At 56.6% G+C, this 22,826-nt stretch carries 23 protein-coding genes; 13 read left to right on the top strand and 10 right to left on the bottom strand.

Annotated features, from left to right (window positions below; translation table 11 throughout):
• Nucleotides 1-179: 179 nt before the first annotated feature.
• From ACEWZM_RS11150 to ACEWZM_RS11130, 5 genes are all read right to left on the bottom strand, one after another.
• On the bottom strand, nt 180-695 hold the full coding sequence (locus ACEWZM_RS11150) for a DUF3035 domain-containing protein (RefSeq protein WP_414006503.1): 516 nt from the start codon (nt 693-695) through the stop codon (nt 180-182).
• A 53-nt stretch (nt 696-748) separates the two neighbouring features.
• Nucleotides 749-1,231: a signal peptidase II gene (gene lspA / locus ACEWZM_RS11145; protein WP_414008009.1), complete on the bottom strand. Its 483-nt coding sequence runs from the start codon at nt 1,229-1,231 to the stop codon at nt 749-751.
• A gap of 68 nt (nt 1,232-1,299) precedes the next feature.
• Entirely contained in the window at nt 1,300-2,889 is a 1,590-nt protein-coding gene (gene purH, locus ACEWZM_RS11140; RefSeq protein WP_414006502.1) for a bifunctional phosphoribosylaminoimidazolecarboxamide formyltransferase/IMP cyclohydrolase, read from the bottom strand.
• 23 nt (nt 2,890-2,912) lie between these two features.
• A complete protein-coding gene (locus ACEWZM_RS11135) occupies nt 2,913-4,655 on the bottom strand; it encodes a heparinase II/III family protein (protein ID WP_414006501.1) in 1,743 nt (580 codons plus the stop codon).
• A gap of 126 nt (nt 4,656-4,781) precedes the next feature.
• On the bottom strand, nt 4,782-6,044 hold the full coding sequence (locus tag ACEWZM_RS11130; protein WP_414006500.1) for an RsmB/NOP family class I SAM-dependent RNA methyltransferase: 1,263 nt from the start codon (nt 6,042-6,044) through the stop codon (nt 4,782-4,784).
• Nucleotides 6,045-6,134: 90 nt separating this feature from the next.
• Between ACEWZM_RS11130 and ACEWZM_RS11125 the strand changes: the two genes are divergently transcribed.
• The gene (locus ACEWZM_RS11125; protein WP_414006499.1) at nt 6,135-6,341 is read left to right on the top strand and encodes a DUF1674 domain-containing protein; all 207 of its coding nucleotides are present in this window, start codon (nt 6,135-6,137) and stop codon (nt 6,339-6,341) included.
• A gap of 53 nt (nt 6,342-6,394) precedes the next feature.
• Here the strand turns inward: ACEWZM_RS11125 and dapB are convergent, their stop codons facing one another.
• Nucleotides 6,395-7,216, bottom strand: coding sequence for a 4-hydroxy-tetrahydrodipicolinate reductase (dapB, locus tag ACEWZM_RS11120; RefSeq protein WP_414006498.1), 822 nt, complete (start codon nt 7,214-7,216; stop codon nt 6,395-6,397).
• Nucleotides 7,217-7,329: 113 nt separating this feature from the next.
• On the opposite strand from dapB, the gene rbfA reads away from it, so the two are divergent.
• The 6 genes from rbfA to rpsO all read left to right on the top strand — a co-directional run bounded on the left by rbfA (nt 7,330) and on the right by rpsO (nt 11,721).
• Entirely contained in the window at nt 7,330-7,725 is a 396-nt protein-coding gene (gene rbfA, locus ACEWZM_RS11115) for a 30S ribosome-binding factor RbfA (RefSeq protein WP_414006497.1), read from the top strand.
• 11 nt (nt 7,726-7,736) lie between these two features.
• Nucleotides 7,737-8,480, top strand: coding sequence for a phosphodiester glycosidase family protein (locus ACEWZM_RS11110; RefSeq protein WP_414006496.1), 744 nt, complete (start codon nt 7,737-7,739; stop codon nt 8,478-8,480).
• A gap of 150 nt (nt 8,481-8,630) precedes the next feature.
• Complete coding sequence (gene truB, locus ACEWZM_RS11105) at nt 8,631-9,536, top strand: tRNA pseudouridine(55) synthase TruB (protein WP_414006495.1); 906 nt, start codon at nt 8,631-8,633, stop codon at nt 9,534-9,536.
• Nucleotides 9,537-9,578: 42 nt separating this feature from the next.
• Nucleotides 9,579-10,097, top strand: a complete 519-nt coding sequence (locus tag ACEWZM_RS11100) for a DUF1643 domain-containing protein (protein ID WP_414006494.1) — start codon at nt 9,579-9,581, stop codon at nt 10,095-10,097.
• Nucleotides 10,098-10,200: 103 nt separating this feature from the next.
• The gene (locus ACEWZM_RS11095) at nt 10,201-11,232 is read left to right on the top strand and encodes a calcium-binding protein (RefSeq protein WP_414006493.1); all 1,032 of its coding nucleotides are present in this window, start codon (nt 10,201-10,203) and stop codon (nt 11,230-11,232) included.
• Nucleotides 11,233-11,451: 219 nt separating this feature from the next.
• Nucleotides 11,452-11,721 carry a 30S ribosomal protein S15 gene (gene rpsO / locus ACEWZM_RS11090; RefSeq protein ID WP_414006492.1) on the top strand — a complete coding sequence of 90 codons (270 nt, stop codon included), beginning with the start codon at nt 11,452-11,454 and terminating at the stop codon, nt 11,719-11,721.
• Between the two features lie 69 nt (nt 11,722-11,790).
• Here rpsO and ACEWZM_RS11085 read toward each other — a convergent pair whose 3' ends face one another.
• Entirely contained in the window at nt 11,791-13,407 is a 1,617-nt protein-coding gene (locus tag ACEWZM_RS11085) for a class I SAM-dependent methyltransferase (protein ID WP_414006491.1), read from the bottom strand.
• 353 nt (nt 13,408-13,760) lie between these two features.
• On the opposite strand from ACEWZM_RS11085, the gene pnp reads away from it, so the two are divergent.
• Both pnp and ACEWZM_RS11075 read left to right on the top strand, forming a co-directional pair.
• Nucleotides 13,761-15,899, top strand: coding sequence for a polyribonucleotide nucleotidyltransferase (gene pnp, locus ACEWZM_RS11080; RefSeq protein ID WP_414006490.1), 2,139 nt, complete (start codon nt 13,761-13,763; stop codon nt 15,897-15,899).
• A 123-nt stretch (nt 15,900-16,022) separates the two neighbouring features.
• The gene (locus tag ACEWZM_RS11075; protein ID WP_414006489.1) at nt 16,023-16,748 is read left to right on the top strand and encodes a glycosyltransferase family 25 protein; all 726 of its coding nucleotides are present in this window, start codon (nt 16,023-16,025) and stop codon (nt 16,746-16,748) included.
• 69 nt (nt 16,749-16,817) lie between these two features.
• On the opposite strand, the gene ACEWZM_RS11070 is transcribed toward ACEWZM_RS11075, so the two are convergent.
• Nucleotides 16,818-17,468, bottom strand: a complete 651-nt coding sequence (locus ACEWZM_RS11070) for a peroxiredoxin (RefSeq protein ID WP_414006488.1) — start codon at nt 17,466-17,468, stop codon at nt 16,818-16,820.
• A gap of 333 nt (nt 17,469-17,801) precedes the next feature.
• Between ACEWZM_RS11070 and ACEWZM_RS11065 the strand changes: the two genes are divergently transcribed.
• Nucleotides 17,802-19,241: an aldehyde dehydrogenase family protein gene (locus ACEWZM_RS11065; RefSeq protein ID WP_414006487.1), complete on the top strand. Its 1,440-nt coding sequence runs from the start codon at nt 17,802-17,804 to the stop codon at nt 19,239-19,241.
• A gap of 96 nt (nt 19,242-19,337) precedes the next feature.
• Here the strand turns inward: ACEWZM_RS11065 and ACEWZM_RS11060 are convergent, their stop codons facing one another.
• Complete coding sequence (locus tag ACEWZM_RS11060; RefSeq protein ID WP_414006486.1) at nt 19,338-19,796, bottom strand: glyoxalase superfamily protein; 459 nt, start codon at nt 19,794-19,796, stop codon at nt 19,338-19,340.
• A gap of 337 nt (nt 19,797-20,133) precedes the next feature.
• Here ACEWZM_RS11060 and ACEWZM_RS11055 point away from each other — a divergent pair, with 337 nt between their 5' ends.
• Both ACEWZM_RS11055 and ACEWZM_RS11050 read left to right on the top strand, forming a co-directional pair.
• The gene (locus ACEWZM_RS11055; RefSeq protein WP_414006485.1) at nt 20,134-20,637 is read left to right on the top strand and encodes a VOC family protein; all 504 of its coding nucleotides are present in this window, start codon (nt 20,134-20,136) and stop codon (nt 20,635-20,637) included.
• 89 nt (nt 20,638-20,726) lie between these two features.
• Entirely contained in the window at nt 20,727-21,584 is an 858-nt protein-coding gene (locus ACEWZM_RS11050) for an alpha-1,2-fucosyltransferase (RefSeq protein WP_414006484.1), read from the top strand.
• Nucleotides 21,585-21,596: 12 nt separating this feature from the next.
• Here ACEWZM_RS11050 and ACEWZM_RS11045 read toward each other — a convergent pair whose 3' ends face one another.
• The gene (locus ACEWZM_RS11045) at nt 21,597-22,250 is read right to left on the bottom strand and encodes an RluA family pseudouridine synthase (RefSeq protein WP_414006483.1); all 654 of its coding nucleotides are present in this window, start codon (nt 22,248-22,250) and stop codon (nt 21,597-21,599) included.
• A 136-nt stretch (nt 22,251-22,386) separates the two neighbouring features.
• Here ACEWZM_RS11045 and ACEWZM_RS11040 point away from each other — a divergent pair, with 136 nt between their 5' ends.
• On the top strand, nt 22,387-22,800 hold the full coding sequence (locus ACEWZM_RS11040) for a nuclear transport factor 2 family protein (RefSeq protein WP_414006482.1): 414 nt from the start codon (nt 22,387-22,389) through the stop codon (nt 22,798-22,800).
• Nucleotides 22,801-22,826: the final 26 nt, after the last annotated feature.

Below are 22,826 nucleotides of genomic sequence, written 5' to 3'. Positions count from 1 at the left end.
CCCCTGTCCGTGTAGGGTGCGATGCAACAGAAGCGAGTCCAATCAAACAACACAATCGTGGCGCATGGCCCAAAGCTCAGACCAATGTCGCTGATGTCAAACTACGCTCAAAGAGACTATGTGCAAGAGAAATGGCGTTTTTGTGATCGCCAAGCGCCGCATAAGTGTACGGCGCGGCGTTACTCAGCAGGTGGTGCCGACGGAGTCTCGAACCCAGCCCGACGGAACCGCTCGCTGACCTGATCAGGCACAATTGCTTCGCGCTTGTAAGCCTCTTGGTAGCGATCCACTGGGAACAGCTTGAAGCGCGCGGTCCGGTTTTCCCGTTTCCGCTTTTTCGCATCACGTGCCGCAAGCTCGGTGCGCACATCAGGATTCACGCCATAACGACTGGCCGCGGTCACCAATGCGCCATCGCTGGCTGGAACCCCTGCACCCGCAACCAATGCTGCCGGATTGCCCCCCAACGCAGACACGGCTTCGCCTTTAGGATTGCGGTCTGTCAGATTGGCAGCCCCGGGTGTCGGTTGCGGTAGTGTCTCATAGCTGGCTGGCTCGGTCAGAGCTTTGGTGGGAAGCACCAAAAACTCATCCGGGCCGGTTCCGGCAGGGCGCAGATCACGCAGCCCTTTTTGCCCGCAGGCAGATACGGCCAACGCGCCCATCAGAACAATCACACCAAAAGGGATCCGCATGACCCGTTACTCCTGCCTGTTTGAGCCGCTTTTATCGCATTTAACCAACAAGGTCACGCAGGGTTTTTCTGTCGTCCATCAAATAGGATCAAACCGGCAGCACCGGCAAAAATAAAGATGTCCGCGACATTGAAAACAAAAGGATTGTTGATGCCACAACAAGACATGTTGAGAAAGTCCAGCACATAGCCATAGACCAGACGATCAACCACATTGCCAAGCGCGCCGCCAATAACCAAACCTGCAGACAGTTGCATGGCGCGGGCGTTGCTTGACAAGCGTGATATCCAGATGACCAGCACCAGACAGATCAACATGGATAGCCCTATGAGGACCCAACGTGTCGTGTCGGTGCCGCCGCCAAACAGGCCGAAATTGATGCCCGTATTCTCGCCATAGCGAAACCGCAGCAAGGGGGGCAGCACGTCAATGCTACCACGATTGGCCACATCCATAACCCAAACCACAATGTATTTGCTGATCTGATCCGCAAGTAACGCCAGTACAGCCGCCCAGATCATCACTTTGGCCCGCATCACGAGACTCCCCTTGAACGGAATTGGGTTGAGGTCGGTCCAATCGGCCCGACCTACACAGACCGTACTTAGTGACGGAAGTGGCGCATACCAGTGAAGACCATCGCGAGCCCAGCGTCATTGGCCGCCTTGATCACCTCGTCATCACGCATGGAACCGCCAGGCTGGATTACGCAAGTAGCCCCATTCGCCGCAGCTTCCAGAAGACCGTCTGCAAAAGGGAAGAACGCATCGGACGCAACCGCCGATCCTTGGGCCAGACTACCCGGCAGCTCAAGCACGTCCGCCATACGCTGTGCTTTGATACCGGCAATGGTCGCACTATCAAGGCGGCTCATCTGGCCGGCGCCGACACCCACGGTCTGGCCGGATTTGACATAGACGATGGCGTTGGATTTCACGTGTTTCGCGACCTTCCAGGCAAACAGAAGATTCTGCATCTGCTCATCAGTCGGGGCCTTTTCAGTGACCACTTTCAGGTCATCAATGTCACGGTGGCCGACATCTTTGTCTTGTACCAACATGCCGCCAGAAACCTGACGGGTTGTGAGACCGGTGTCTTGCGGATTGGGGAGACCGTCAGTCAACAAAAGACGCAGGTTTTTCTTTGCAGCAAAGATCGCCTTGGCGGCATCCGATGCACCCGGGGCAATCACCACCTCGGTAAAGATCTGAACGATTTCCTGAGCGGTGTCAGCATCAAGCGGCTGGTTAAGCGCCACAATACCGCCGAAGGCCGACGTACGGTCGCAGTCAAATGCCTTCTGGTAAGCGTCTTTCAGCGTCTCGCCACGCGCCACGCCGCACGGGTTGGCGTGTTTGATAATCGCAACTGCAGGGCCATCTGCGGGTGGAAATTCACTGACCAGCTCGAACGCGGCATCTGTATCGTTGATGTTGTTGTACGACAGCTCTTTTCCCTGCACCTGCTGCGCCGTGGCTACACCTGCACGGACAGAGCCATCAAGGTAAAACGCCGCCTTCTGATGCGGGTTTTCACCATAGCGCAGCGTCTGGGCCAGTTGCCCTGCGACAGCGCGACGGCGCGGTGCTTCAAGGTTCAGCGCCCCTGCCATCCAGTTCGATACCGCCGCATCATAGGCCGCCGTCCGGGCATATGCGTTCTGCGCCAGCCACTGACGGTAGCCGTATGATGTTTGACCGTCGTTGCGATCCAATTCGTCCAGCAGAGACGTGTAGTCCTCCACATCCACAACAACGTTTACAAACAGGTGATTTTTGGATGCGGCGCGGATCATCGCCGGTCCGCCGATATCAATATTTTCGATGCAGGTGTCGTAGTCTGCACCCTTGGCCACAGTTTCTTCAAACGGGTAGAGGTTGACCACCAGCAGGTCGATAGCACCGATACCATGTTCGTCCATCGCTGCCACATGGGTGTCGTTGTCACGCAGCGCCAGTAGGCCGCCGTGCACCATCGGGTGCAGTGTCTTTACGCGCCCGTCCATCATCTCGGGAAAGCCGGTGATTTCTGACACATCTTTGACCGCCAGACCTGCATCACGCAGCGCTTTGGCAGTGCCGCCGGTCGAGAGCAGCTCGACGCCGCGCGCGGCCAAGGCCTTGCCCAGGTCAATCAACCCTGTCTTGTCGGATACAGAAAGCAACGCACGGCGTACGGGGTGAAGGTCAGTCATGGCAGGGCAGGTCCTTTTAAGGCTCAGTCAGTTAACTCGGGATCGTCCCGGTTCAGGTCTCGCACGGCAACAGCAGTCTCCTGCGCTTTACTGAGCGTCCACCGGATGCGCGTGGCATAGTTCATTGCCCGCCCGGAGAGAACGATCTGTTTTGCCGCACGTGGCTTTAAGCGGGTCTTTTCCAGATACACACTGGGTTCCAGCTTTAGTTCACAGGCTCCGTCGTGACGGAACACCCAGATTTCCCCGCTCTTGAGCGCCATGGATACTGCTGCGCCTCCCAAGTCAAGAGCCGCATCCACATCCGGGTGCAGATGTAGCCTGATATCATAGCCGACACCGCTCAATGAATGCGCATCCATCGCCTTGTCAAAGCGCCGTTTGTTTCGGGTATCCAACGCCAACAACATATCCTCGCCAGCCAGACCACGACCATCAACAGCCAGTTCCAATGTGCGCGCGTGGGTCAGGCCAAAGTGACGTTCATAGCCGTTGTGCCCGCCTTGAAAACGATAGCCGTCCTCCAAGTCAGAGACATCCAATGGCACGGTATCCGGGGCTTCGGTCATTATCTCATGTCCGCTGCCGCGTTCCGGGGGCGCAAGGCGAGCACTCGAATGACCCTCTATACAAAGAGTGGAATGCGATGGTGTCGCCCGCCCTGCCCGGCGCCACTCCACGCCAAATGTCTCACCGGAACCACAATTGACGATCAAAGGACGCCGTCCAGACGTCAATTCAAACGCAAGCGTGGAGGCATGACCATTTGACGATGCACGTCCCTTAGGCGGCACTGACGCATCAATAATGACCGAGGTGCGCCGCCCGGAGAGACGTGCGTAACCCATCGCAAGACCGTCCGCATGGCGCGTGATGACATGGCTCGCCGCCAGTGCGTGATCCAACCTCCCCTCAAGCCCGCGGCCGCCGCCGTGGAACCGTGCAAGCCCTCCATCGGCGTGGCGCAAGGTGCGCAAGGTGGGCGCGATGCGTTCAATCGCTGCAGCCTGTGCTGGCGGGACACCTCGTCCGGCATCCTGCAAGGCTGCGGCAGCCCAAGTCAGCAGAGTAAAAACCTCCAACAGTTCTTCAGGATTTCGGGTGGGCAGACCACCTTGGTCATCAATCTGATTGGTACATTCTTCGGCCAGTGCTTTCAGTGCCGGATCAACCTGATCCTCGTGGCCTTTGAGAGCCAGACCCGCGTAGATCAGCCCGGTCAGCGCCTCAAATCGTGGCAAGCCTGGTGATGCCCCCTGCCAGCGCCGCGAAAGGAACCAAGTCTGACTGGACAGCGCGCGGAAGAATACCTCGGATTGCTCCGCGTTACGGGCAGCCAGCAGAAACAGCGCATGATTGATCCAACGGATCACCCGCCGACCGGTCAGATCCGGAGACCAACCCGGGCCAGTGCCCTTGCCGTGGGCGTCAATCCAGCCCCACACCCAGAGCTGCGCCTTTTCGCGGGCTCGGAAATCACCCACTGCGGCCAGATCATCCAGCCAGGCAAAACCGTGACGTTCGGAATCAAACGCAAGATCCGGCGCAACCACATCCCAAAGACCTGTTGTTGGCGATTCGACAAGGTAACCTGCAAACAGCAAATTGCCCGCCACCAGCTGACGGCCACGGGCAAAACTACCGATGGTGCGCGGCTCTGGCTGAGACACAAAAGCAGTCGCACCCGGCTGTCGCCGCGCGCGCCGTGCATAAAAGCGGTTCAACAGGCGGGTGCCGCGCCGCGCCATTCTATCGTATCGGGACATGCTCTCTTGCCTCACGCCAGAGAAATTTTCCGGGGCGTTTTGCGCCGAGCATAGCGATGGTCGCAAGCCAAGTCACCGATAATGCGGCAGATACTTCTAGGTGCTTTCGGCGAAGTGCCGCTTGTATCAATCAGCCTTCCGCAACTCGGCCATGTAAAACCCGTCCATACCGCCTTCGTCCGACCAGAAATCCGGACGCAGACGCAATCCGCCCTCCTCGGTGATCCAATCGGTTGCAATACCGCCAATCTCTCGCAGTCGGGTCCCTACGGTCATATCGGGGAACATCTCCAACGCATCCTCAACCTGGCATTCCCCCTCATCCGGCAGAAGCGAACAAGTGCAATAGACCAAGCGCCCGCCGGGTTTCACGAGGGTCCAGGCATGGGCCAGCATCTGCGCCTGGAGCTCGATCAATTCTCCAAAACCGCTACCATCTTTGGCATGCGGCAGGTCTGGGTGACGGCGGATAGTGCCGGTAGCCGAACAGGGGGCATCCAGCAAAACAGCATCATATTGGCCAGTCTGTTCCAGTGCATCGCCAACGATGACCGTTGCGGACAGACCTGTGCGTTCGAGATTTTCAGATAGTCGCGCCATCCGGCCTGCGGAGTGGTCAACGGCGGTGACCGTCGCCCCGGCTGCAGCCATCTGCATGGTTTTGCCGCCCGGAGCCGCGCAGAGATCCAACACCGATTCGCCCGAATGGGCCGCCAGCAACTGCGCAGGTAGTGCTGCCGCCGCATCCTGAACCCACCAGTCGCCCGTAGAAAATCCGGGCAGACCAGAGACCTGTACGGACCCGTGGATGCGATAGGACCCGGTCGGCAATCGCGTCGCGTTAAGTGCAGAAAGATCCGCTCCGGGTTTGGCGCTCAAATCCAGCGGTGCGCCCGACAGGTGAGTAGCCTCAATCGCCAGCATAGCAGGTGCGCCCCAGGCCTTTGTCAGAGGGCTACGCAACCATTTCGGTAGGCGTGGTACCCGCAGCTTCGCCCATTCTGTAGGCCCCTGATCCGCTACTTTGCGCAAAACCGCGTTGACCAAACCCTTCAACTGGCTGTGGCGGCGGTGGCGCGCAATGATATCGACCATCTCATTCACGATGCCATGTGCTGCACCACCCCGACACAATTCGACCGTGCCTACCCGCAAGGCATTATGCACGGTCATCGGTGTTGATTTCTTAAGGTGCTTTTGCAGGACGCGATCCGCTCGTTCCAGATTTCGCAACGTATCGGTAGCCAACCGTTGGCTGCGAGCGCGCTCCTCTGCAGTCAGCTTATCCAAGGCACCGGCTGCATAGCATTCAGACAGCAGCTTGCCCTCTCCCAACACCTGATCCAGCAGGTGAATTGCGCGGCGGCGGGATTGATCGGCGTTAGACATGCGGGTCTCCTGATGCACGGGCAGCAGCGCGATGGGTTGTCGCCGCCGGACGCGGGCGTATATCATAGAAAGGCAACAAGGGAACCCGGCATGAGTGACGCTGACAAAACAGAGATCGACACACAAGCAGCATCGCTGCCCCCTGCCGCGCAGCGGGCGCTGGCCGAGGCCGCAGAACGCCGCAAGGCTGCTGAAGCTGAAGCCGCCAATCGCCCCGTTGAGCTTGGCGGCCGCGATGGCCCTGACCCTGCGCGCTATGGCGATTGGGAGAAAAAAGGCATCGCCATCGACTTTTGATGGCTCAGACTATTGATGCATCGGGCAATGCGACGCTTTATTGGATTAGGCGATCAAAGACCCAGTACATCCAGCATGTCATACTGGCCGGGCTCTTTACCTTGCCCCCAAAGTGCCGCTTTGATCGCACCGCGCGCGAAAATCGCGCGGTCGGTTGCCAAATGCCGCAAAACGATGCGTTCACCCTGACCGGCAAATAGAACATCGTGTTCTCCGACGATGTCGCCACCGCGGATCGCGCTAAACCCGATATCTCCACGCTTGCGCGCGCCAGTGATTCCATCACGACCACTGTCGGAAACCTCTGATAGGGTCACGCCTCGCCCCTCGGCCGCAGCTTCGCCCAGCATCAACGCAGTACCCGATGGGGCATCGACCTTGTGATGATGGTGCGCCTCTATCACTTCGATATCGAAATCTTCGTCCAGAGCGGCTGCGACCTTCTTTGTGAGCTGTACAAGAAGGTTCACACCCAGGCTCATGTTTCCGGCGCGCATCTGTACCGAATGCCGCGAGGCTGGCTCCAACCGTGCTATCTGCGCATCGCTCATACCCGTGGTACCAATGATATGGACAGCACGCGCCTGTGCCGCCAATTCAGCAAAGCCTATCGTTGCCTCAGGGCTGGTGAAGTCAATCACCGCCTGTGCCTTTGCGAAGGCCTCAAGCGCATCGTCGGTCACGGTAACCCCAATTTCGGACCCACCCATCGCGCGGCCCACATCCTGACCAACCCAATCATGTCCGCTTCGCTCCACCGCGCCAACCAGATGTGCCCCAGGATGATCCATGATGGTCTTGATCAACATCTGCCCCATACGCCCAGAGGCGCCGGTGATCACAATGCCGGGTGTGTCCGTGCTGGAAGCTGTCATGGAATAGATCCTCGTCGTTGTGCTGAATAGCGGGTGGTCAGTATGATGCCGGTTTTTTCCTTACCGCTTGCACCGCGCTTGGCAAAGCCCTGCTTTCGGCATAAATCGGATATATGGCTAAGAACAAACTCCACGAGGGCTCAGGGCCCTCACAACGTCAGCTCCGCGTCGGCGAATTGATTCGTCGCGCCCTGTCCGAGATTTTTGCACGCGGCGACCTGCACGATCCCGAACTGAATCGGCTGTCGATCACCGTCGGCGAGGTCCGGACCTCGCCTGATCTTCGTATTGCGACTGCCTATGTCCTGCCCCTTGGAGGCAAAGGGCAGGAGGAAACGCTCAAGCTGATGGCACGCAACAAGGGCGAGCTGCGCCGGATCATCGGCAAAAAGCTGGCGCTGAAATTCACGCCGGAACTGCGGTTCCAGATCGATGATACCTTTGACCGGATGGATGACACCCGCCGGATGCTGTCGCAGGACGCGGTACGCCGCGATACTAGCGAGTGATTCGTTGGGCGATGGGTTTGGCGATGGCTCTCTGGGCCATGCCAGCCGCAGCGGTTGATTGCCGCGACATCGCCTATGACGGCAACCGCTATTCGGTCTGCGAAGTCGATGTTGCCAAGGACAAGCTGCGCCTGTTCCTGAAAAATGAAGCGGGCGAAATCTACGGCCACTTCTCAGCCATCGAAGACGATCTGAAAGCCAAGGGGCAGACCCTGCCCTTTGCTACCAATGCGGGCATGTACCACCGCGATCGTTCGCCAGTCGGTCTCTATCAGGATGGAGATATCGAGGAGATGCGGCTGATAACCAACCCTGGCCCCGGAAATTTTGGCTTGCTTCCTAATGGTGTGCTCTGCATTGGCGCGAACCGTACGGATGTGATCGAAACACTTACATTTGCCGAAACAACGCCGCAGTGCCGATATGCAACCCAGTCCGGCCCGATGTTGGTCATCGATGGCGCATTGCACCCACGTTTCTTGCCAGACTCGACATCATATTTCATTCGCAACGGCGTCGGCACCAGCGCCGATGGTCGGCGAGTGGTATTTGCGATTTCACGCAATGCGGTCACTTTTCACAAATTCGGCAGCTTATTTCGAGATCACCTGAATCTTCCAAGCGCGCTCTATTTCGACGGCAACATCTCGCGGCTGCATGCCCCACAGATTGATCGCAGCGACGCTGGTTTTATGATGGGACCAATTGTTGGGGTGGTCACAGACGATACCCAAGCTGATTCAGCAACCAACTAACCACCGTCTAACTAACCACGGTCCAGCACACAGGTTTATTGGCACCGAGCGATCTGGTGCACCAGTTTGGCGATAGCCTGCGATTGACAGACAGTCATAGCTGGGCTACCTCGCGCGCCTCTCTCACCGACGACGACATTGGGGTACGACATGGGACGCAAACGCAAAGGGCGTGATATTTCCGGCTGGCTGGTGGTCGACAAGCCTGCGGGTCTGACGTCTACAGCAGTTGTGAACAAGGTCCGTTGGGCATTTGACGCCAAGAAAGCCGGCCATGCTGGCACATTGGATCCAGAGGCGACAGGCGTACTGGCCGTAGCGCTTGGCGAAGCGACCAAGACCGTTCCGTACATCACTGATGCGTTGAAAGCCTATACTTTTACAGTACGTCTCGGTCAGGCGACCAATACCGATGATGCCGAAGGCGAAGTGATCTCCAGCGCTGATACTCGACCCAGTGACGCTGAGATCGTCGCAGCCCTACCCCAATTCCTTGGGGACATCATGCAAGTTCCACCGAAATTCTCGGCCGTAAAAATTGACGGCCAACGCGCCTACAAACTGGCCCGCGACGGCGAAGACATTGAGCTGGCCGCTCGCCCTCTCTGGGTTGAGGAACTGATCCTTGTAGATCGCCCAGATACGGACCACGTCGTGCTGGAATTGACTTGCGGCAAAGGTGGCTATGTACGGTCCATCGCGCGTGATCTGGGCGCGGCGCTTGGCTGCTTTGGCCATGTAAAATGCCTGCGTCGGGTCTGGTCTGGTCCGTTTGATGCAGAAGATGGGATCAGCCTGCAGACACTCAACGATATGGCAAAATCACCAGATCTCGACGGTTTTCTACGCCCGCTAGAGGAAGGGCTTGCTGATCTCCCACAGTTGACCTGCACTCCCGAAGGTGCCGCGAAACTGCGCAATGGCAACCCGGGCATGGTTCTCGCCTCGGACATTGAATACGGTGAAGAGGCTTGGGCCTCGCTGGATGGTCAGGCCGTTGCGGTCGGGCACTACAAATCCGGCGAACTGCACCCCAGCCGCGTGTTTGTACGGTGAGCCACGGTTGACAGCGTTACCACGAGTCGCCACCACAAGCGCATGATCCGACGAAGCCATACGAAGGGGGACGCCCCCTCGACCGCCGTCTATTCTGACTGCGAGCAGTATCGTTACAGTCTGAGCCGTGTCTGGGATCCGGCGGGCAAGCGAGTCATGTTCGTCATGCTCAATCCGTCGACTGCGACTGAAGTTCAAAACGACCCCACCATCGAACGCTGTGAGAGGCGTGCTCGCGCGCTAGGATTTGGTGGGTTTCGCGCTACGAATATCTTTGCCTATCGCGCCACCGATCCTCGCGACATGAAGAAGGCATCGGATCCGGCAGGCCCGGACAATCTGGCGCAAATCCTGGAAGGTGCGAATTGGGCCGATCAGGTGATCTGTGCCTGGGGCACCCATGGTGCGTTCCGCGAGCAAGGCGTTCTCGTGGCTGCCGCGCTCGCTGGCGCTGGAAAACCACTTTTCCATTTAGGGCTTAGCAAAGCAGGGCACCCGAAACACCCGCTTTATATTCGCTATGCGCAACAGCCTGAACCTTGGCTGTCAGCGGTGGGATAAGGACTCGCTAACCAACGCGACTGATTCACTTTGATATTCAACTATAGCATGTGCATCTTTGAAAATGCGGTGTTTCCGCGTTTTTTCATAAGGGGTCGCCGCAATGTTGATGCTGGCTGCAATGATTGGGGTAGTAGCCGTTGGCAGTATCCTACTAGTTGATGAGGCTGACGCAGACGTCGACCCGGATGGGACAGGCGGTGATGGTGGCGATGCGGCCAATAGTACCGAGGCCGAGACTGTCCCTCTGAATGACTTCCTAACAATTGGAACTTACGATCGCGATCATTTGAGTGGCACTGACGCAGATGACATCCTTCAAGGCCTTGATGGCAACGATCAACTGAACGGCCGCGCCGGGGATGACGGGCTGCAAGGTGGCAATGGTAGCGACACCCTCCATGGATCCGAAGGCGAGGATACCCTTCTGGGTGGCAACGATGGCGACCTCCTGCACGGAGAGGACGGGGATGACCTAATCGTCGGTCAAAACGGGGACGATACTCTGTTTGGCCATTTTGGCACAGACATGCTGGACGGTGGCGCAGGAGATGATCTCGCCCATGGTGGCCAAGGGGGCGACACACTGGACGGTGGCAAGGGGCGCGACGCCATGCACGGAAATGATGGCGATGATCACTTGAAAGGCGGTCAAGATCAGGACACGCTGTTTGGCGGAACGGGCGATGATCGCCTGGTTGGTAACGATGACGGTGAAACAACTGACTATCTCAACGGCGGGGATGGAGACGACACCATCTTCGCCGGCGCTGGCGACATCGTAACCACCGGCGAAGGTGCCGATAACATCATCGCAGGAGCTGGCGGGTTTCCTCCCAACTCCGCAACTGATGACGGAGGCGCCGCCGCTACCACACCAATCGATCTGCCCGACTTTGACGCCGCCGAAGATCAGCTGATGGTGGTTTGGGATCAGTTTGGTACTGAAGCGCCGGTCGTTGATGTAAGCACCAATCCGGATGCGCCCGAAGAGCATATCGTGAAAATAGACGGCCAAGAGGCATTGCGTGTCACTGGACCTGAGAATTTGACCGCCACCGACATTGTGCTGGTCAATCCTGAGGCCGCGATCCGCTATGGCGCAAGCGCCAGCGGGCCGGTAAACAGCGAATAGTCTCTTGATGATTGAACATCGTTAGGCGCCCTCACAAACGCCCGTCGGCATCCCAGCAAAACCTTTTGCTATTTTCCGAGAATCTGCGTATACGCGCGATCTGTTCTAGGGTCGTTCTGTTTTCCATCGAAATCAACGTCGCCCAGAGCAACTCCATGGGCCTGTGCTGGACGACATCCCGGCCTGTGCCATTCACACGAACTCTTAAAGGAGACCCCGATGTCGATCACTGCCGAAGACAAAGCCCGCTTGATGAAAGAATTCGCAACCAAAGACGGCGACACCGGTTCCCCGGAAGTCCAGGTTGCAATCCTGACCTCGCGTATCAACACCCTGACCGAGCACTTCAAAACCCACAAGAAGGACAACCACGGTCGTCGTGGCCTTCTGAAGATGGTTGCTCAGCGTCGTAAGCTTCTGGACTACACCAAAGCAAAAGACGTGTCCCGTTATCAGGACCTTATCAAACGCCTGGGCATCCGCCGCTAATCGCGACGACCAGACGGTTGAAAAAAACGCCCGCTCCTCTCGGATGCGGGCGTTTTTTTGTTTCAGGACCTACGCGGCTGCGCCACTTTTTGCCGTAGCTGCATCCGGTGTTAGACCCTGTGACAGCGAATGTCCGGTGTCGACCAAAGTTACACCGAGCCCTGCCAGTACATCCAGTCGCCGCGCCGCAAAAGCATTCGCCCGCGCCCGCAGTACCGCAAGGTTTTCTTCAGGCAGGTCAAGCACTCGGCCATCTTGCTCCAACCGCTGCCCTTGGGGTTCAAGAATTTGCCAAGCGAATGCGGCCCAATCATTCGGATCACTCCGCCCCTCGCTTTGAGCAAGTAGAAACAACTGCTCGATACGATCGACGGCCACACCGCCGCCGGTCGCGGGGGAGGCAAGGAAACCCAACCTCTCGCTGTCCTCGGCATTTTTACAAACGGCAAGATTGAAGATACGGCAGCGCGCCGCGCGTTCCGCATAGTCTGCGGAGGGCAAGCACGGAACGATATGTCCTGCACCGGTTAGGATCGTCAGCATCCGGGTGATATCTCCCCAGGTCATGTCAGAGAATAATCCTAGCTCCAAAAGCTCCCGGACTGTCTTTTGCCCCTCAGCCAAGATTTTCAACACTGGCGCATATTGGCTCGCGTCCAAGGGCACATCGCTATTGCGCCAGCTGATCTTCAATGGGCCGGTTCCATAGTGGCGAGCCAAGGCAAACGGCGTTTGAAACCATGCCCCGACAGCTCCGCGTTGGGTGTGCGGTAGCCGCCCACGTACAAAAACATCTGCACGGAACTGTTCGTTCAACAGCACATCGCGCAACCCCTCCCGTCTGACCGGGTTGCTTTCCCCTGCAAGCAGTTGCTGCTGAGGCATGCTGAGACAGATATCGTCGACGTGATCCAAAGGATTCGCCGCACCCAGAAACTCCAGCTTTGCCCGCCCCAGATCCTCGGCAACATCGGCGAAGTGGAAAGGTGTCCAATCCCTATTGAAATACTCATGCGCCAAATAGTTGCGCGACATGGTTTTCATCTCATTCAAGCGTTTCAACGGACCCGGATTGGAGGAAAAGAAACCGGCATCAGCGTCTGTTAGTTTCTCAGCAAATGCCAACGCGTCGTCAATTCGCTGTTCCAATGGGCCATTGCCCAGTGCGGCATGGTCCGTCAGCAACCGACGCAATGGCAACGACGACGCCCAACCGGGTTGAGTATTGTAACTGATGTAGACCAGTCCACCTGGTTTTAGGCGTCGGGTAATAAACGCCGTGATCAGCTTTTGATTTTCCCGCGACACCCAACTGTAAACGCCGTGTAAGGCAATCACGTCAAAGGTTTTGGGCAGGTTGGCCTCTTCCTCGAAATCATCAAATGATCTCTCATAGAAAGTCACATTCGGAACCTCTGCCTGCCTGGCCAATTCTGCGGCGCCGGCGATATGCGCTGGATTGAAGTCCATCGCATGCACATCAATATGCGGGTTGGCAGCCGCCAATAGGTTCGCCGTGAAACCCTGGCCACATCCCAGTTCGCAATAGGACAGTTTTTGATCATTTAGCCCATGACGATGTCCCCGAGACGTAGCGCTAAACGCCATGCGTGATGGTGTCATGTCGTGAAAAAAGTCATGTGTGTAGTCGAGCTCGGAAACGTAACCGGAAGTCCAATCGTTCATTCAGCACCTATTCTGCGTAGCGGATTTCTTGGGATCGCGTCCCTCAAGATTGAGAAAACTTTTCATAAAACCGCTAACGATCCAGTTAACGCGCAGACATTTTGTGAAAATAGAAACCGACAGAGCCGACGTTCACCGGTTTCTACAAGGTGCAAAAAGCCAGTTTACGGCGCCTACCGGTGCCTCCTCTTTCATTCTGTGGAAAAATCATGTAGGGGCGGCCTATCTGAGACGTGCTGCCAAGACCCCGGCAGTCGAAAGAAAGATAGAAAGGGGTCGGCGGCAATGGGGCCGCCACATCAAACGGGAGACCCGGGATACGCCTGGGAGTGCTCCCAGCTAGGATAAGCTGAATGTTTAACGTTACAAAGAAATCGATGCAGTGGGGCGAAGAGACGCTCACACTGGAGACCGGCAAGGTCGCTCGTCAGGCCGATGGCACTGTGATTGCCACCCTTGGCGAAACCTCGGTCATGGCAAACGTCACCTTTGCTCGTCAGCAAAAACCCGGTCAGGACTTCTTTCCCCTGACCGTGCACTACCAGGAAAAATACTACGCTGCGGGCAAGATCCCCGGTGGTTTTTTCAAACGCGAAGCACGCCCTACTGAAAAAGAAACTCTGACCGCGCGTCTGATCGACCGTCCGATCCGTCCGCTGTTCGTGCCCGGCTTCAAAAACGAAGTTCTGGTCATGTGCACCGTGCTCAGCCACGATCTGGTCAACGACCCCGACATGGTTGCAATGGTCGCAGCCTCTGCAGCACTTACATTGTCCGGCGCGCCCTTTATGGGTCCGATCGCAGCAGCACGCGTAGGCTTTGAGGGTGGCGAATACGTCCTGAACCCAACCGTCGACGACATGCAAGACCTGCGCCTGAACCCTGAACAGCGTCTGGATCTGGTAGTTGCCGGCACCAAAGACGCCGTGATGATGGTTGAATCCGAAGCCTACGAGCTGACCGAAGCCGAAATGCTGGGTGCCGTGAAATTTGCTCACGAGCAGATCCAACCGGTCATCGACCTGATCATCTCGCTGGCAGAAGACGCGGCAAAAGAACCGTTTGACTTCCAAGCACCGGATTACTCCGAGCTGTTCGCGGCGGTTAAAGCTGCTGGTGAAGAGCAGATGCGCACAGCATTCGCGATCACCGATAAGCAAGAGCGCACTGCCGCTGTTGCTGCGGCCCGCGATGCGATCAAAGCATCCCTGAGCGAAGAACAACTGGCTGATGTCAACCTTGGTTCCGCACTGAAGAAGCTGGAAGCCGGCATTCTGCGTGGCGATGTTGTCAAAACCGGCAAACGGATCGACGGTCGTACAACAACCGATGTACGCGGTATCGAATCGGAAACCGGCATGCTGCCGCGGACCCATGGTTCGGCACTGTTCACCCGCGGTGAGACACAGGCACTGGCCGTGACCACCCTTGGTACCGGCGACGACGAGCAATTCATCGACGCCCTGCACGGCAACTTCAAATCCAACTTCCTGCTGCACTATAACTTCCCTCCCTACTCGGTTGGTGAAGTTGGTCGTGTGGGCTCACCTGGTCGCCGTGAAATCGGCCACGGTAAGCTGGCATGGCGGGCGTTGCAGGCAGTTCTGCCCGCACCTACCGATTTCCCCTACACCATCCGCGTGGTGTCCGAGATCACAGAATCCAACGGCTCATCCTCGATGGCGTCGGTCTGTGGCGGGTCGCTGTCCATGATGGACGCAGGTGTACCCCTGAAGGCGCCAGTCGCCGGTGTAGCCATGGGTCTGATCCTGGAAGACGACGGGTCCTACGCGATCCTCTCTGACATCCTGGGTGACGAAGACCACCTCGGCGACATGGATTTCAAAGTGGCAGGTACCGCCAACGGCATCACCTCGCTGCAGATGGATATCAAGGTTGCGGGCATCACGCCTGAGATCATGGAAAAAGCACTGGATCAGGCCAAAGACGGCCGTCTGCACATCCTGGGTGAAATGTCCAAGGCTCTGTCAGAAACCAACGCGTTCTCAGTCCACGCGCCACGCATTGAAACCATGCAGATCCCAACCGACAAGATCCGTGAAGTCATCGGCTCCGGCGGTAAGGTCATCCGCGAAATCGTGGAAACCTCTGGCGCGAAAGTCGACATCAACGATGACGGCGTGATCAAGATCGCATCGGCTGATGGCACTGCTATCCAGAAGGCCTATGACATGATCCACTCGATCGTGGCAGAGCCAGAGGAAGGCGCTGTCTACACCGGTAAAGTTGTGAAGATCGTTGATTTTGGCGCGTTCGTGAACTTCTTTGGTAAGCGCGACGGCCTGGTACATGTTTCACAGATCGAGAACCGCCGCCTGAACCATCCTTCAGATGTTCTGAAAGAAGGCCAGGAAGTTAAAGTAAAGCTTTTGGGCTTTGACGATCGCGGCAAAGTCCGCCTGTCCATGAAGATCGTGGATCAGGAAACCGGCGAAGAAATTTCAGCCGAGAAGAAAGAAGACGCAGAATAATCTGCCCTCTTTTTTGAGAACTTCAGAAACCTCGCCAGAAATGGCGAGGTTTCTTCATTTATGGAGCATGGAGCCCTTTCTCGACCCTTTCCACCAACAGCTAAGATAGCTACCTCTGGAAACATGAGATCCTACATCATTCATATGACCGGCGATCAGAAGCGTGTTCAAAATGTAACCCGCCTGATGGCAGACCTGCCTCAGCCTGAGGTGGTCGAGGCCGTAAATGGCCGCGCCATTCTGGATCAGGGTGATGTCGCCCTGCGAAATGGTGATCTCCACGCGCCCAGCTATCCGTTTCCTTTACGTGCCGGCGAAGTGGGGTGTTTCCTGTCTCATCGCAAATGTTGGCAAAAGATCGCAGCGGGCAGTGATCCATTTGGGCTGATTGTCGAGGACGACCTCGCGATCAATCCCAGAAAATGGCGCGATGTAATGGAGCTGATCGACGAGCATGCCAGCACGGATCACTTTATCCGCTTGCCCGCCAAACTGCGCGAGACCCCAATACACACAATTGCACAACAGCGAGATGCCCAACTGTTCTTACCGAGGCGCATAGGGTTGCAGACCGTGGCGCAAGTGGTGGGTAAAGCCGCCGCAGCCCGCTTGCTGGTGGCCACCGAAATATTAGATCGGCCGGTCGATACATTTTTGCAGATGCACTGGGTCCACGGGCAGCCTGTCCATACGATTATACCCAATGGAGTGTCAGAACTTACCGAAGCGTTGGGCGGCTCAACGATACAGTCACGCCCATCAGGGGGCAAACTGGCCCGCGAGTTCAAACGCATGTTCTATAGAGGGCAGATTGCCCTGCGGTCACAACGTAACCAACTGCCAGCGTAAGAGAAAAGGGGCCGTATGGCCCCTTTCCCATCAATCATATCCTACCTAGGATAAAACTGTCCCGATTGATTACTCTGGTGCTTTTGTTTTGCGTAGGTAGGGGAAAATCGTTTCGAACTCACCAAACTTCGACTTAGCGTCCTCATTCGACACGCTCGGTGGAATGATCACGTCTTCGCCTGGAACCCAGTTTGCGGGCGTTGCGACGCCCTTACCCGACATCTGCAGGCCATCTAACGCCCGCAAGATTTCAGCAAAATTGCGTCCCACGGTCATGGGATAGGTCATCGACAACTTCAGCTGTTTGTCGGGGCCGATGATGAAAACAGACCGTACTGTAGCGCTATCCGCCGGCGTACGCCCGTCAGGAAGATAAGCCTCTGCTGGTAGCATGTCGAACGCTTTGGAAACCGCCAGTCCTTCGTCCGCGATGATCGGGAAACCAGCCGCAGCATTGCCATAGCTTTCGATGTCAGTCTTCCACTTCTTATGGTCTTCGACGCCGTCAACTGAAACGCCGATCACCTTGGTGCTGCGCGCTGCCCATTCGTCGGACAGCTGTGCGACTGCCGAAAACTCGGTGGTGCAAACTGGCGTAAAATCCTTGGGGTGGGAGAACAGAATCGCCCAGCTGTCACCGATCCAGTCGTGAAACGAAATGGTGCCCTGATCGGTTTCTGCAGTGAAATTCGGAACTACATCATTGATACGCAAACCCATGGGTCTCTCCTATGCTGTCAAACAATTGCTGTCTTGGTTGATAACCTAACCACTCGAGCGGCACGTTAAACCCTTGGCAGCCAGTGACCAGTGGAAAAGATCACGCTAGACATCAATCTGGCGCCAACAGTAAGTCCTCGCGGCAGGTACAGTGGCGCAAACAGAGCAATATTCACCTCGCATCACGCTCATCTTCAGGTAATAGAATCTTATCTTTGAAATAATTTGATCAAATTATTTCTTATCCCCTTGCCGATCGCAAAGCCGGGTGACAGAGTGTCGGCCAATCGCGGGGCCTGCCCCGTCACACCCAGACATTCGGGAGATCGAAAGATGATCGAGAAACGTGATTTTTACATCAACGGGCATTGGGTCGCCCCTGCTGCACCCAATGATTTCGAAGTGATCGACCCCTCAACCGAGGCGCCGTGTGCGGTGATCTCTCTTGGCGATTCTGCCGATACAAATGCTGCCGTAGCTGCGGCCAAGGCTGCACTACCGGGCTGGATGGCTACCCCGGTCGAAGAGCGGATTGCCTTGGTTGAAAAGCTGATCGAAGTTTACGAGAGCCGCACCGAAGATCTGGCTCAGGCTATGAGCAGCGAGATGGGGGCCCCGATCAATATGGCCCGTACTCAACAAGCCGGTGCCGGCAGCTGGCACCTGCGCAACTTTATCGACGCCGCCAAGGAGTTTTCCTTCGAATCACCCTTGGGCGACCATGCCCCAAATGATCGCATCATTCACGAAGCAGTCGGTGTCGCGGCCTTGATCACGCCTTGGAACTGGCCAATGAATCAGGTCACGCTCAAGGTCGGCGCTGCTGCCGTAGCGGGATGCACAATGGTTCTGAAACCGTCAGAGCAAAGCCCGCTCAACGCTATGATCTTTGCTGAAATGATGGACTCGGCGGGTTTTCCGGCTGGAGTGTTTAACCTCGTGAACGGCGACGGGACCGGCGTTGGTACGCAGCTTTCGAGCCACCCAGATGTGGATATGGTCTCCTTCACGGGCTCGACACGTGCGGGCACTGCGATTTCCAAGGCTGCGGCAGACACGCTGAAAAAAGTCCATCTGGAGCTGGGTGGCAAAGGCGCAAACGTGATCTTTGAAGACGCCGATGAAAAGGCCGTCAAACGCGGCGTGCTGCACATGATGAACAACACCGGCCAAAGCTGTAACGCTCCCAGCCGTATGTTGGTTCAGAAAGCGATCTACGACAAAGCCGTCGAAGAAGCTGCGAACGTTGCAAACAAGGTAGAGGTTGGCCCGGCCTCCAGCGAAGGCCGCCATATCGGTCCGGTTGTCAATGAACTGCAGTGGACCAAGATTCAGGACCTCATTCAGAAGGGTATCGATGAAGGTGCCCGCCTCGTTGCAGGTGGCACAGGTCGCCCTGACGGTCTGAACCAAGGCTTCTATGTTAAGCCGACTGTATTCGCGGATGTGAACAACCAAATGATTGTCGCACGCGAGGAAATTTTCGGTCCGGTGCTTTCGATCATTCCCTTTGATACCGAAGAGGAAGCCATCGAAATCGCCAACGATACGCCCTATGGCCTGACCAACTATGTACAGACTCAGGACCCAGCACGGGCCAATCGCCTGGCGCGCAAACTGCGTGCCGGCATGATTGAAATGAATGGCAAGTCGCGCTCTGCAGGATCTCCCTTTGGCGGCATGAAACAATCCGGCAATGGCCGCGAAGGCGGCAGCTGGGGGATCGAAGACTTCCTGGAAGTCAAAGCTGTGGGCGGCTGGGCCGAAGAATAAGTAACCGGCACAACGCTACTGTAAGCTCGTGAAAGAGCCGCCCTATGAGAGCGGCTCTTTTTTGTTTGCTGTGCTGCTGCAGATTCGAGACAGGCATTAATCTGGCAATTCGAGCACCAGCTGGGGCACACCGTCTGATGTCCGCTCAATCGAGCGACCATCCCAGCCTATGATGCCAGTCACTCGCTGGCGCAGTGCGGAGAAACTATCGAACTTCACCACATCCACGGGCTCTTCCAGATGCAGGGTCACGCGGCGACGGGCCCCATCGGCAAACACCTGCAACCCACGCAGTTCCGCCGTGAACGCTTGACCGAGATAACTGCCTTGCAGGGTCTGCCCGACACGAAGAGTTTGCTGGGGAACATTCGGCCGTGGCCTGTCAGCTTTGGCGCTTAGCGTATTCCAGTCCTTGTAGCCGTATTGCCGTGCGACCATTTCAAGCGCAGCACTGTGTGACAGTGTCAAATTGCGGTCCTGCAATTGCTGACGCAAATTGCGGGCCTGTTGTTTGAGGCTCCCGGTGGTTGGGAGTTCTGTTGGATTCGTCGTCATTATTGCCTCTTGTCCAATCAACAAGATGCGCCGGGAAAATGGAGCCCGCATTGCCATTGGCGCATCAGATGATGGGCGAAAGACAGAAATTCCAGTACGGGGGTTCACCATGGTAACAAAAACCGCGAGCGGCAGGGCCCCGCCCCTATGCCAGCCTTAGGCCCTCCGACCGTTCGAGGTCAAGGCTCAAGCCCAGCCTTGTTGCTTGAATGCCACCCTGGGGTCGAAAGTTCCAAAGTTCTCGCCAAATAGATCAAAGCAACACGATCTAAGGCTTGATCTAAACCCAACTTGAGCTTGCAGGCTGAGAAAAATCACAAGCCTTCGGAGCCTCACAATGATGCAAGCAACCCCTCTTTCTACTCAGAAACTCAACATAGATACCAAATTGACTGGCATCTACGAAACCCACCTAACCGTCAGAAACCTGCAAACGGCGATGGAGTTTTACGGCGAGATACTGGGCCTGGAACTGGCGCGCCACATACCCGAACGGCAGGTGGCATTCTATTGGGTGGGCGGTCCTGCGCAAGGGATGCTTGGGCTCTGGTCGGGCGCGTCCGCACCGATGGGTATGCGGTTGCACATGGCGTTTCGCAGTACTGTGTCAGCGATGGATGGAGTTTGCGACCGGTTGTCTGATGCTGGCGTTGTACCACTTGATTTCAATGGCATGCCGACTGATGAACCCGTTGTATTGGGTTGGATGCCTGCGCTGTCCATATACTTTACAGATCCCGACGGCCATTCGATTGAGATCCTGGCACCGATGACTGGGCACCCTGACGCAAATTTTGGGGTGTCTGCCTATAGCGACTGGAAGGCCCGTACCGGTGAATGAGAGTGTTTGAGATTGGGAATGGGACCGGGGCTGGTCAGATCCCCACATGACACCTATGAACACTGCATAGCTGTCTAGAGGGATCAAAAATGATCATCACCCGCCTGCATGGCCGAATGGGAAATCAAATGTTCCAATACGCCGCCGGGCGTGCGCTGGCGGATCGGCTGGGGGTTCAACTTGCGCTCGACAGCCGGGGTGCTGAACTGCGTGGCGAAGGTGTCTTGACGCGCGTGTTCGATCTTGAGCTGGCAGCAGCCAATCCACTACCCCCGTTACGCCAGGCGGCCCCCATTCGTTACGCACTATGGCGAGGCCCAGGACAAGCTATGGGCGCTAAACCAAACCTTCGCCGTGAGGCGGGCCTTGGCTTCAACCCCGAATTTGAACGCTGGGGAGACGACAGCTACCTGCATGGGTACTGGCAGAGCGAGCGGTATTTTTCCAACATCGCAGAGCGAATCCGTCACAACTTTACCTTTCCCGCGTTCTCAGACCAGCAGAACACCGAAATGGCTGCGAGGATTAGCGAAAGCAATTCCGTTTCGCTTCATGTCCGCCGCGGAGATTATCTGACCCTCGCGGCACATGCGCTGTGTGATCAAGCCTACTATGAAGCCGCGCTGGACCAGGTGCTCTCCGGGCTTGACGGGCAACCCACCGTCTATGTTTTTTCGGACGATCCGCAATGGGCCAAAGACAACCTTCCTCTACCTTGTGAGAAGGTCGTCGTAGATTTCAACGGCGCGGAAAAAGATTACGAAGATATGCGCCTGATGAGCATGTGTCGGCACAATATCATCGGGAATAGTTCATTTTCCTGGTGGGCTGCCTGGCTGAACCAGACACCTAGTCGCCGCGTCGCCGGACCGGCGAAATGGTTCGGTGACCCGAAATTACAGAATCCCGATATCCTGCCCCGGGACTGGCTGCGCATCAGTGTCTAAAGCCAAGTTAGGCTAGAACGACGCCTTGGCACGAAACTTCATGGATACGCCGCTGTCCGGGTGCTTAATCCTGAGTTCTTCGGCATGCAGCATCATGCGTGGATGATTCATCGCTGCCCCCTCCGCATAAAGTGGATCACCAAGAATCGCATGACCGAGCGATAACATATGCACGCGCAATTGATGCGTTCGGCCGGTCTTGGGAGTCAGACGGACACGCGTTGCGGCGGTTTCATATTTCATCACGCGCCAATACGTCACAGCTTCTTTGCCGGTTTCATGACAGACCATCTGGCGTGGTCGGTTTGGCCAATCCACGATCAGGGGCAGATCTACCGTACCGGTTCTCGGCTCAAGCAGCCCATCGAGGCGCGCGACATAGGCTTTCTTAGCGGTGCGCTTTTCAAACTGCATCGATAAATGGCGCTGCGCATAAGGGGTGACACCAAAGGCCATGACACCGGATGTGTCTCGATCCAACCGATGGACCAGCAATGCCTCTGGGAAGACTGCTTTCAGACGGGTCAGCAGACTATCCGCAAGATGTTCACCACGACCCGGCACACTGAGCAAACCGTGGGGTTTATTCACCACCAACAACTGTGCGTCATGGTGCAGGATATCCAAGGGATCCATCGGCGGGGTATAAGCGCTAGAGACTGTCATAACCGCGTCCCTAGCGACCTCCTGCATTCAGAGCAAGGTTTCGCAACGTCGCGCTTGTTCGTAGCAGCGTAGGGCGGCAGGGTGGTGGCACTAACCGCCCCATCGGTATCCCCCGGTTCTGAGAGAGAGGTGCAGTATGATCCATCCGACCATCGCCAGATTGCAAGAGGTTGTTGCGCACGGCGATGACAGCCAAATTGCCGATCTATTGGCCGGAGATGTTCAATTCTTGCCCCCGACCTATTGGAAAACATGGACTGGCCGAGCACCAGTCGCGGCTATTCTTGGGCATGTGGGCGAAGTCTTCAGTGACTTTCGCTATCGTCGCATCATGGGGGCCGCGGATGACTGGGCCTTGGAGTTCCAGTGCAAAATCGGCGAATTCGATGCCGTCGGTGTTGACTTGATCACTCTGAATTCTGATGGGCAGATAAACCAATTCGAAGTTGTCATGCGGCCCTATAAGAGCATCGGCGTATTGCGGGAGGCGATTATGGCTAGGGTTACCTCTGATCCCCGTTTTCTTCAGTACCAATCGGCTCTCAGCTGATCGGCTTTGACCATATCGCGCGAGTC

This window comes from Phaeobacter cretensis (assembly GCF_047372505.1).
Lineage (GTDB): Bacteria > Pseudomonadota > Alphaproteobacteria > Rhodobacterales > Rhodobacteraceae > Phaeobacter > Phaeobacter cretensis.
This window is presented reverse-complemented; position numbering and strand designations above follow the sequence as displayed.

Excerpts from the sequence above, each read along its gene's own strand:
- ACEWZM_RS11150 (WP_414006503.1), bottom strand. The coding sequence starts at position 695 with ATGCGGATCCCTTTTGGTGTGATTGTTCTGATGGGCGCGTTGGCCGTA.
- lspA (WP_414008009.1), bottom strand. The coding sequence starts at position 1,231 with ATGCGGGCCAAAGTGATGATCTGGGCGGCTGTACTGGCGTTACTTGCG.
- purH (WP_414006502.1), bottom strand. The coding sequence starts at position 2,889 with ATGACTGACCTTCACCCCGTACGCCGTGCGTTGCTTTCTGTATCCGAC.
- ACEWZM_RS11135 (WP_414006501.1), bottom strand. The coding sequence starts at position 4,655 with ATGTCCCGATACGATAGAATGGCGCGGCGCGGCACCCGCCTGTTGAAC.
- ACEWZM_RS11130 (WP_414006500.1), bottom strand. The coding sequence starts at position 6,044 with ATGTCTAACGCCGATCAATCCCGCCGCCGCGCAATTCACCTGCTGGAT.
- ACEWZM_RS11125 (WP_414006499.1), top strand. The coding sequence starts at position 6,135 with ATGAGTGACGCTGACAAAACAGAGATCGACACACAAGCAGCATCGCTG.
- dapB (WP_414006498.1), bottom strand. The coding sequence starts at position 7,216 with ATGACAGCTTCCAGCACGGACACACCCGGCATTGTGATCACCGGCGCC.
- rbfA (WP_414006497.1), top strand. The coding sequence starts at position 7,330 with ATGGCTAAGAACAAACTCCACGAGGGCTCAGGGCCCTCACAACGTCAG.
- ACEWZM_RS11110 (WP_414006496.1), top strand. The coding sequence starts at position 7,737 with ATGGGTTTGGCGATGGCTCTCTGGGCCATGCCAGCCGCAGCGGTTGAT.
- truB (WP_414006495.1), top strand. The coding sequence starts at position 8,631 with ATGGGACGCAAACGCAAAGGGCGTGATATTTCCGGCTGGCTGGTGGTC.
- ACEWZM_RS11100 (WP_414006494.1), top strand. The coding sequence starts at position 9,579 with ATGATCCGACGAAGCCATACGAAGGGGGACGCCCCCTCGACCGCCGTC.
- ACEWZM_RS11095 (WP_414006493.1), top strand. The coding sequence starts at position 10,201 with ATGTTGATGCTGGCTGCAATGATTGGGGTAGTAGCCGTTGGCAGTATC.
- rpsO (WP_414006492.1), top strand. The coding sequence starts at position 11,452 with ATGTCGATCACTGCCGAAGACAAAGCCCGCTTGATGAAAGAATTCGCA.
- ACEWZM_RS11085 (WP_414006491.1), bottom strand. The coding sequence starts at position 13,407 with ATGAACGATTGGACTTCCGGTTACGTTTCCGAGCTCGACTACACACAT.
- pnp (WP_414006490.1), top strand. The coding sequence starts at position 13,761 with ATGTTTAACGTTACAAAGAAATCGATGCAGTGGGGCGAAGAGACGCTC.
- ACEWZM_RS11075 (WP_414006489.1), top strand. The coding sequence starts at position 16,023 with ATGAGATCCTACATCATTCATATGACCGGCGATCAGAAGCGTGTTCAA.
- ACEWZM_RS11070 (WP_414006488.1), bottom strand. The coding sequence starts at position 17,468 with ATGGGTTTGCGTATCAATGATGTAGTTCCGAATTTCACTGCAGAAACC.
- ACEWZM_RS11065 (WP_414006487.1), top strand. The coding sequence starts at position 17,802 with ATGATCGAGAAACGTGATTTTTACATCAACGGGCATTGGGTCGCCCCT.
- ACEWZM_RS11060 (WP_414006486.1), bottom strand. The coding sequence starts at position 19,796 with ATGACGACGAATCCAACAGAACTCCCAACCACCGGGAGCCTCAAACAA.
- ACEWZM_RS11055 (WP_414006485.1), top strand. The coding sequence starts at position 20,134 with ATGATGCAAGCAACCCCTCTTTCTACTCAGAAACTCAACATAGATACC.
- ACEWZM_RS11050 (WP_414006484.1), top strand. The coding sequence starts at position 20,727 with ATGATCATCACCCGCCTGCATGGCCGAATGGGAAATCAAATGTTCCAA.
- ACEWZM_RS11045 (WP_414006483.1), bottom strand. The coding sequence starts at position 22,250 with ATGACAGTCTCTAGCGCTTATACCCCGCCGATGGATCCCTTGGATATC.
- ACEWZM_RS11040 (WP_414006482.1), top strand. The coding sequence starts at position 22,387 with ATGATCCATCCGACCATCGCCAGATTGCAAGAGGTTGTTGCGCACGGC.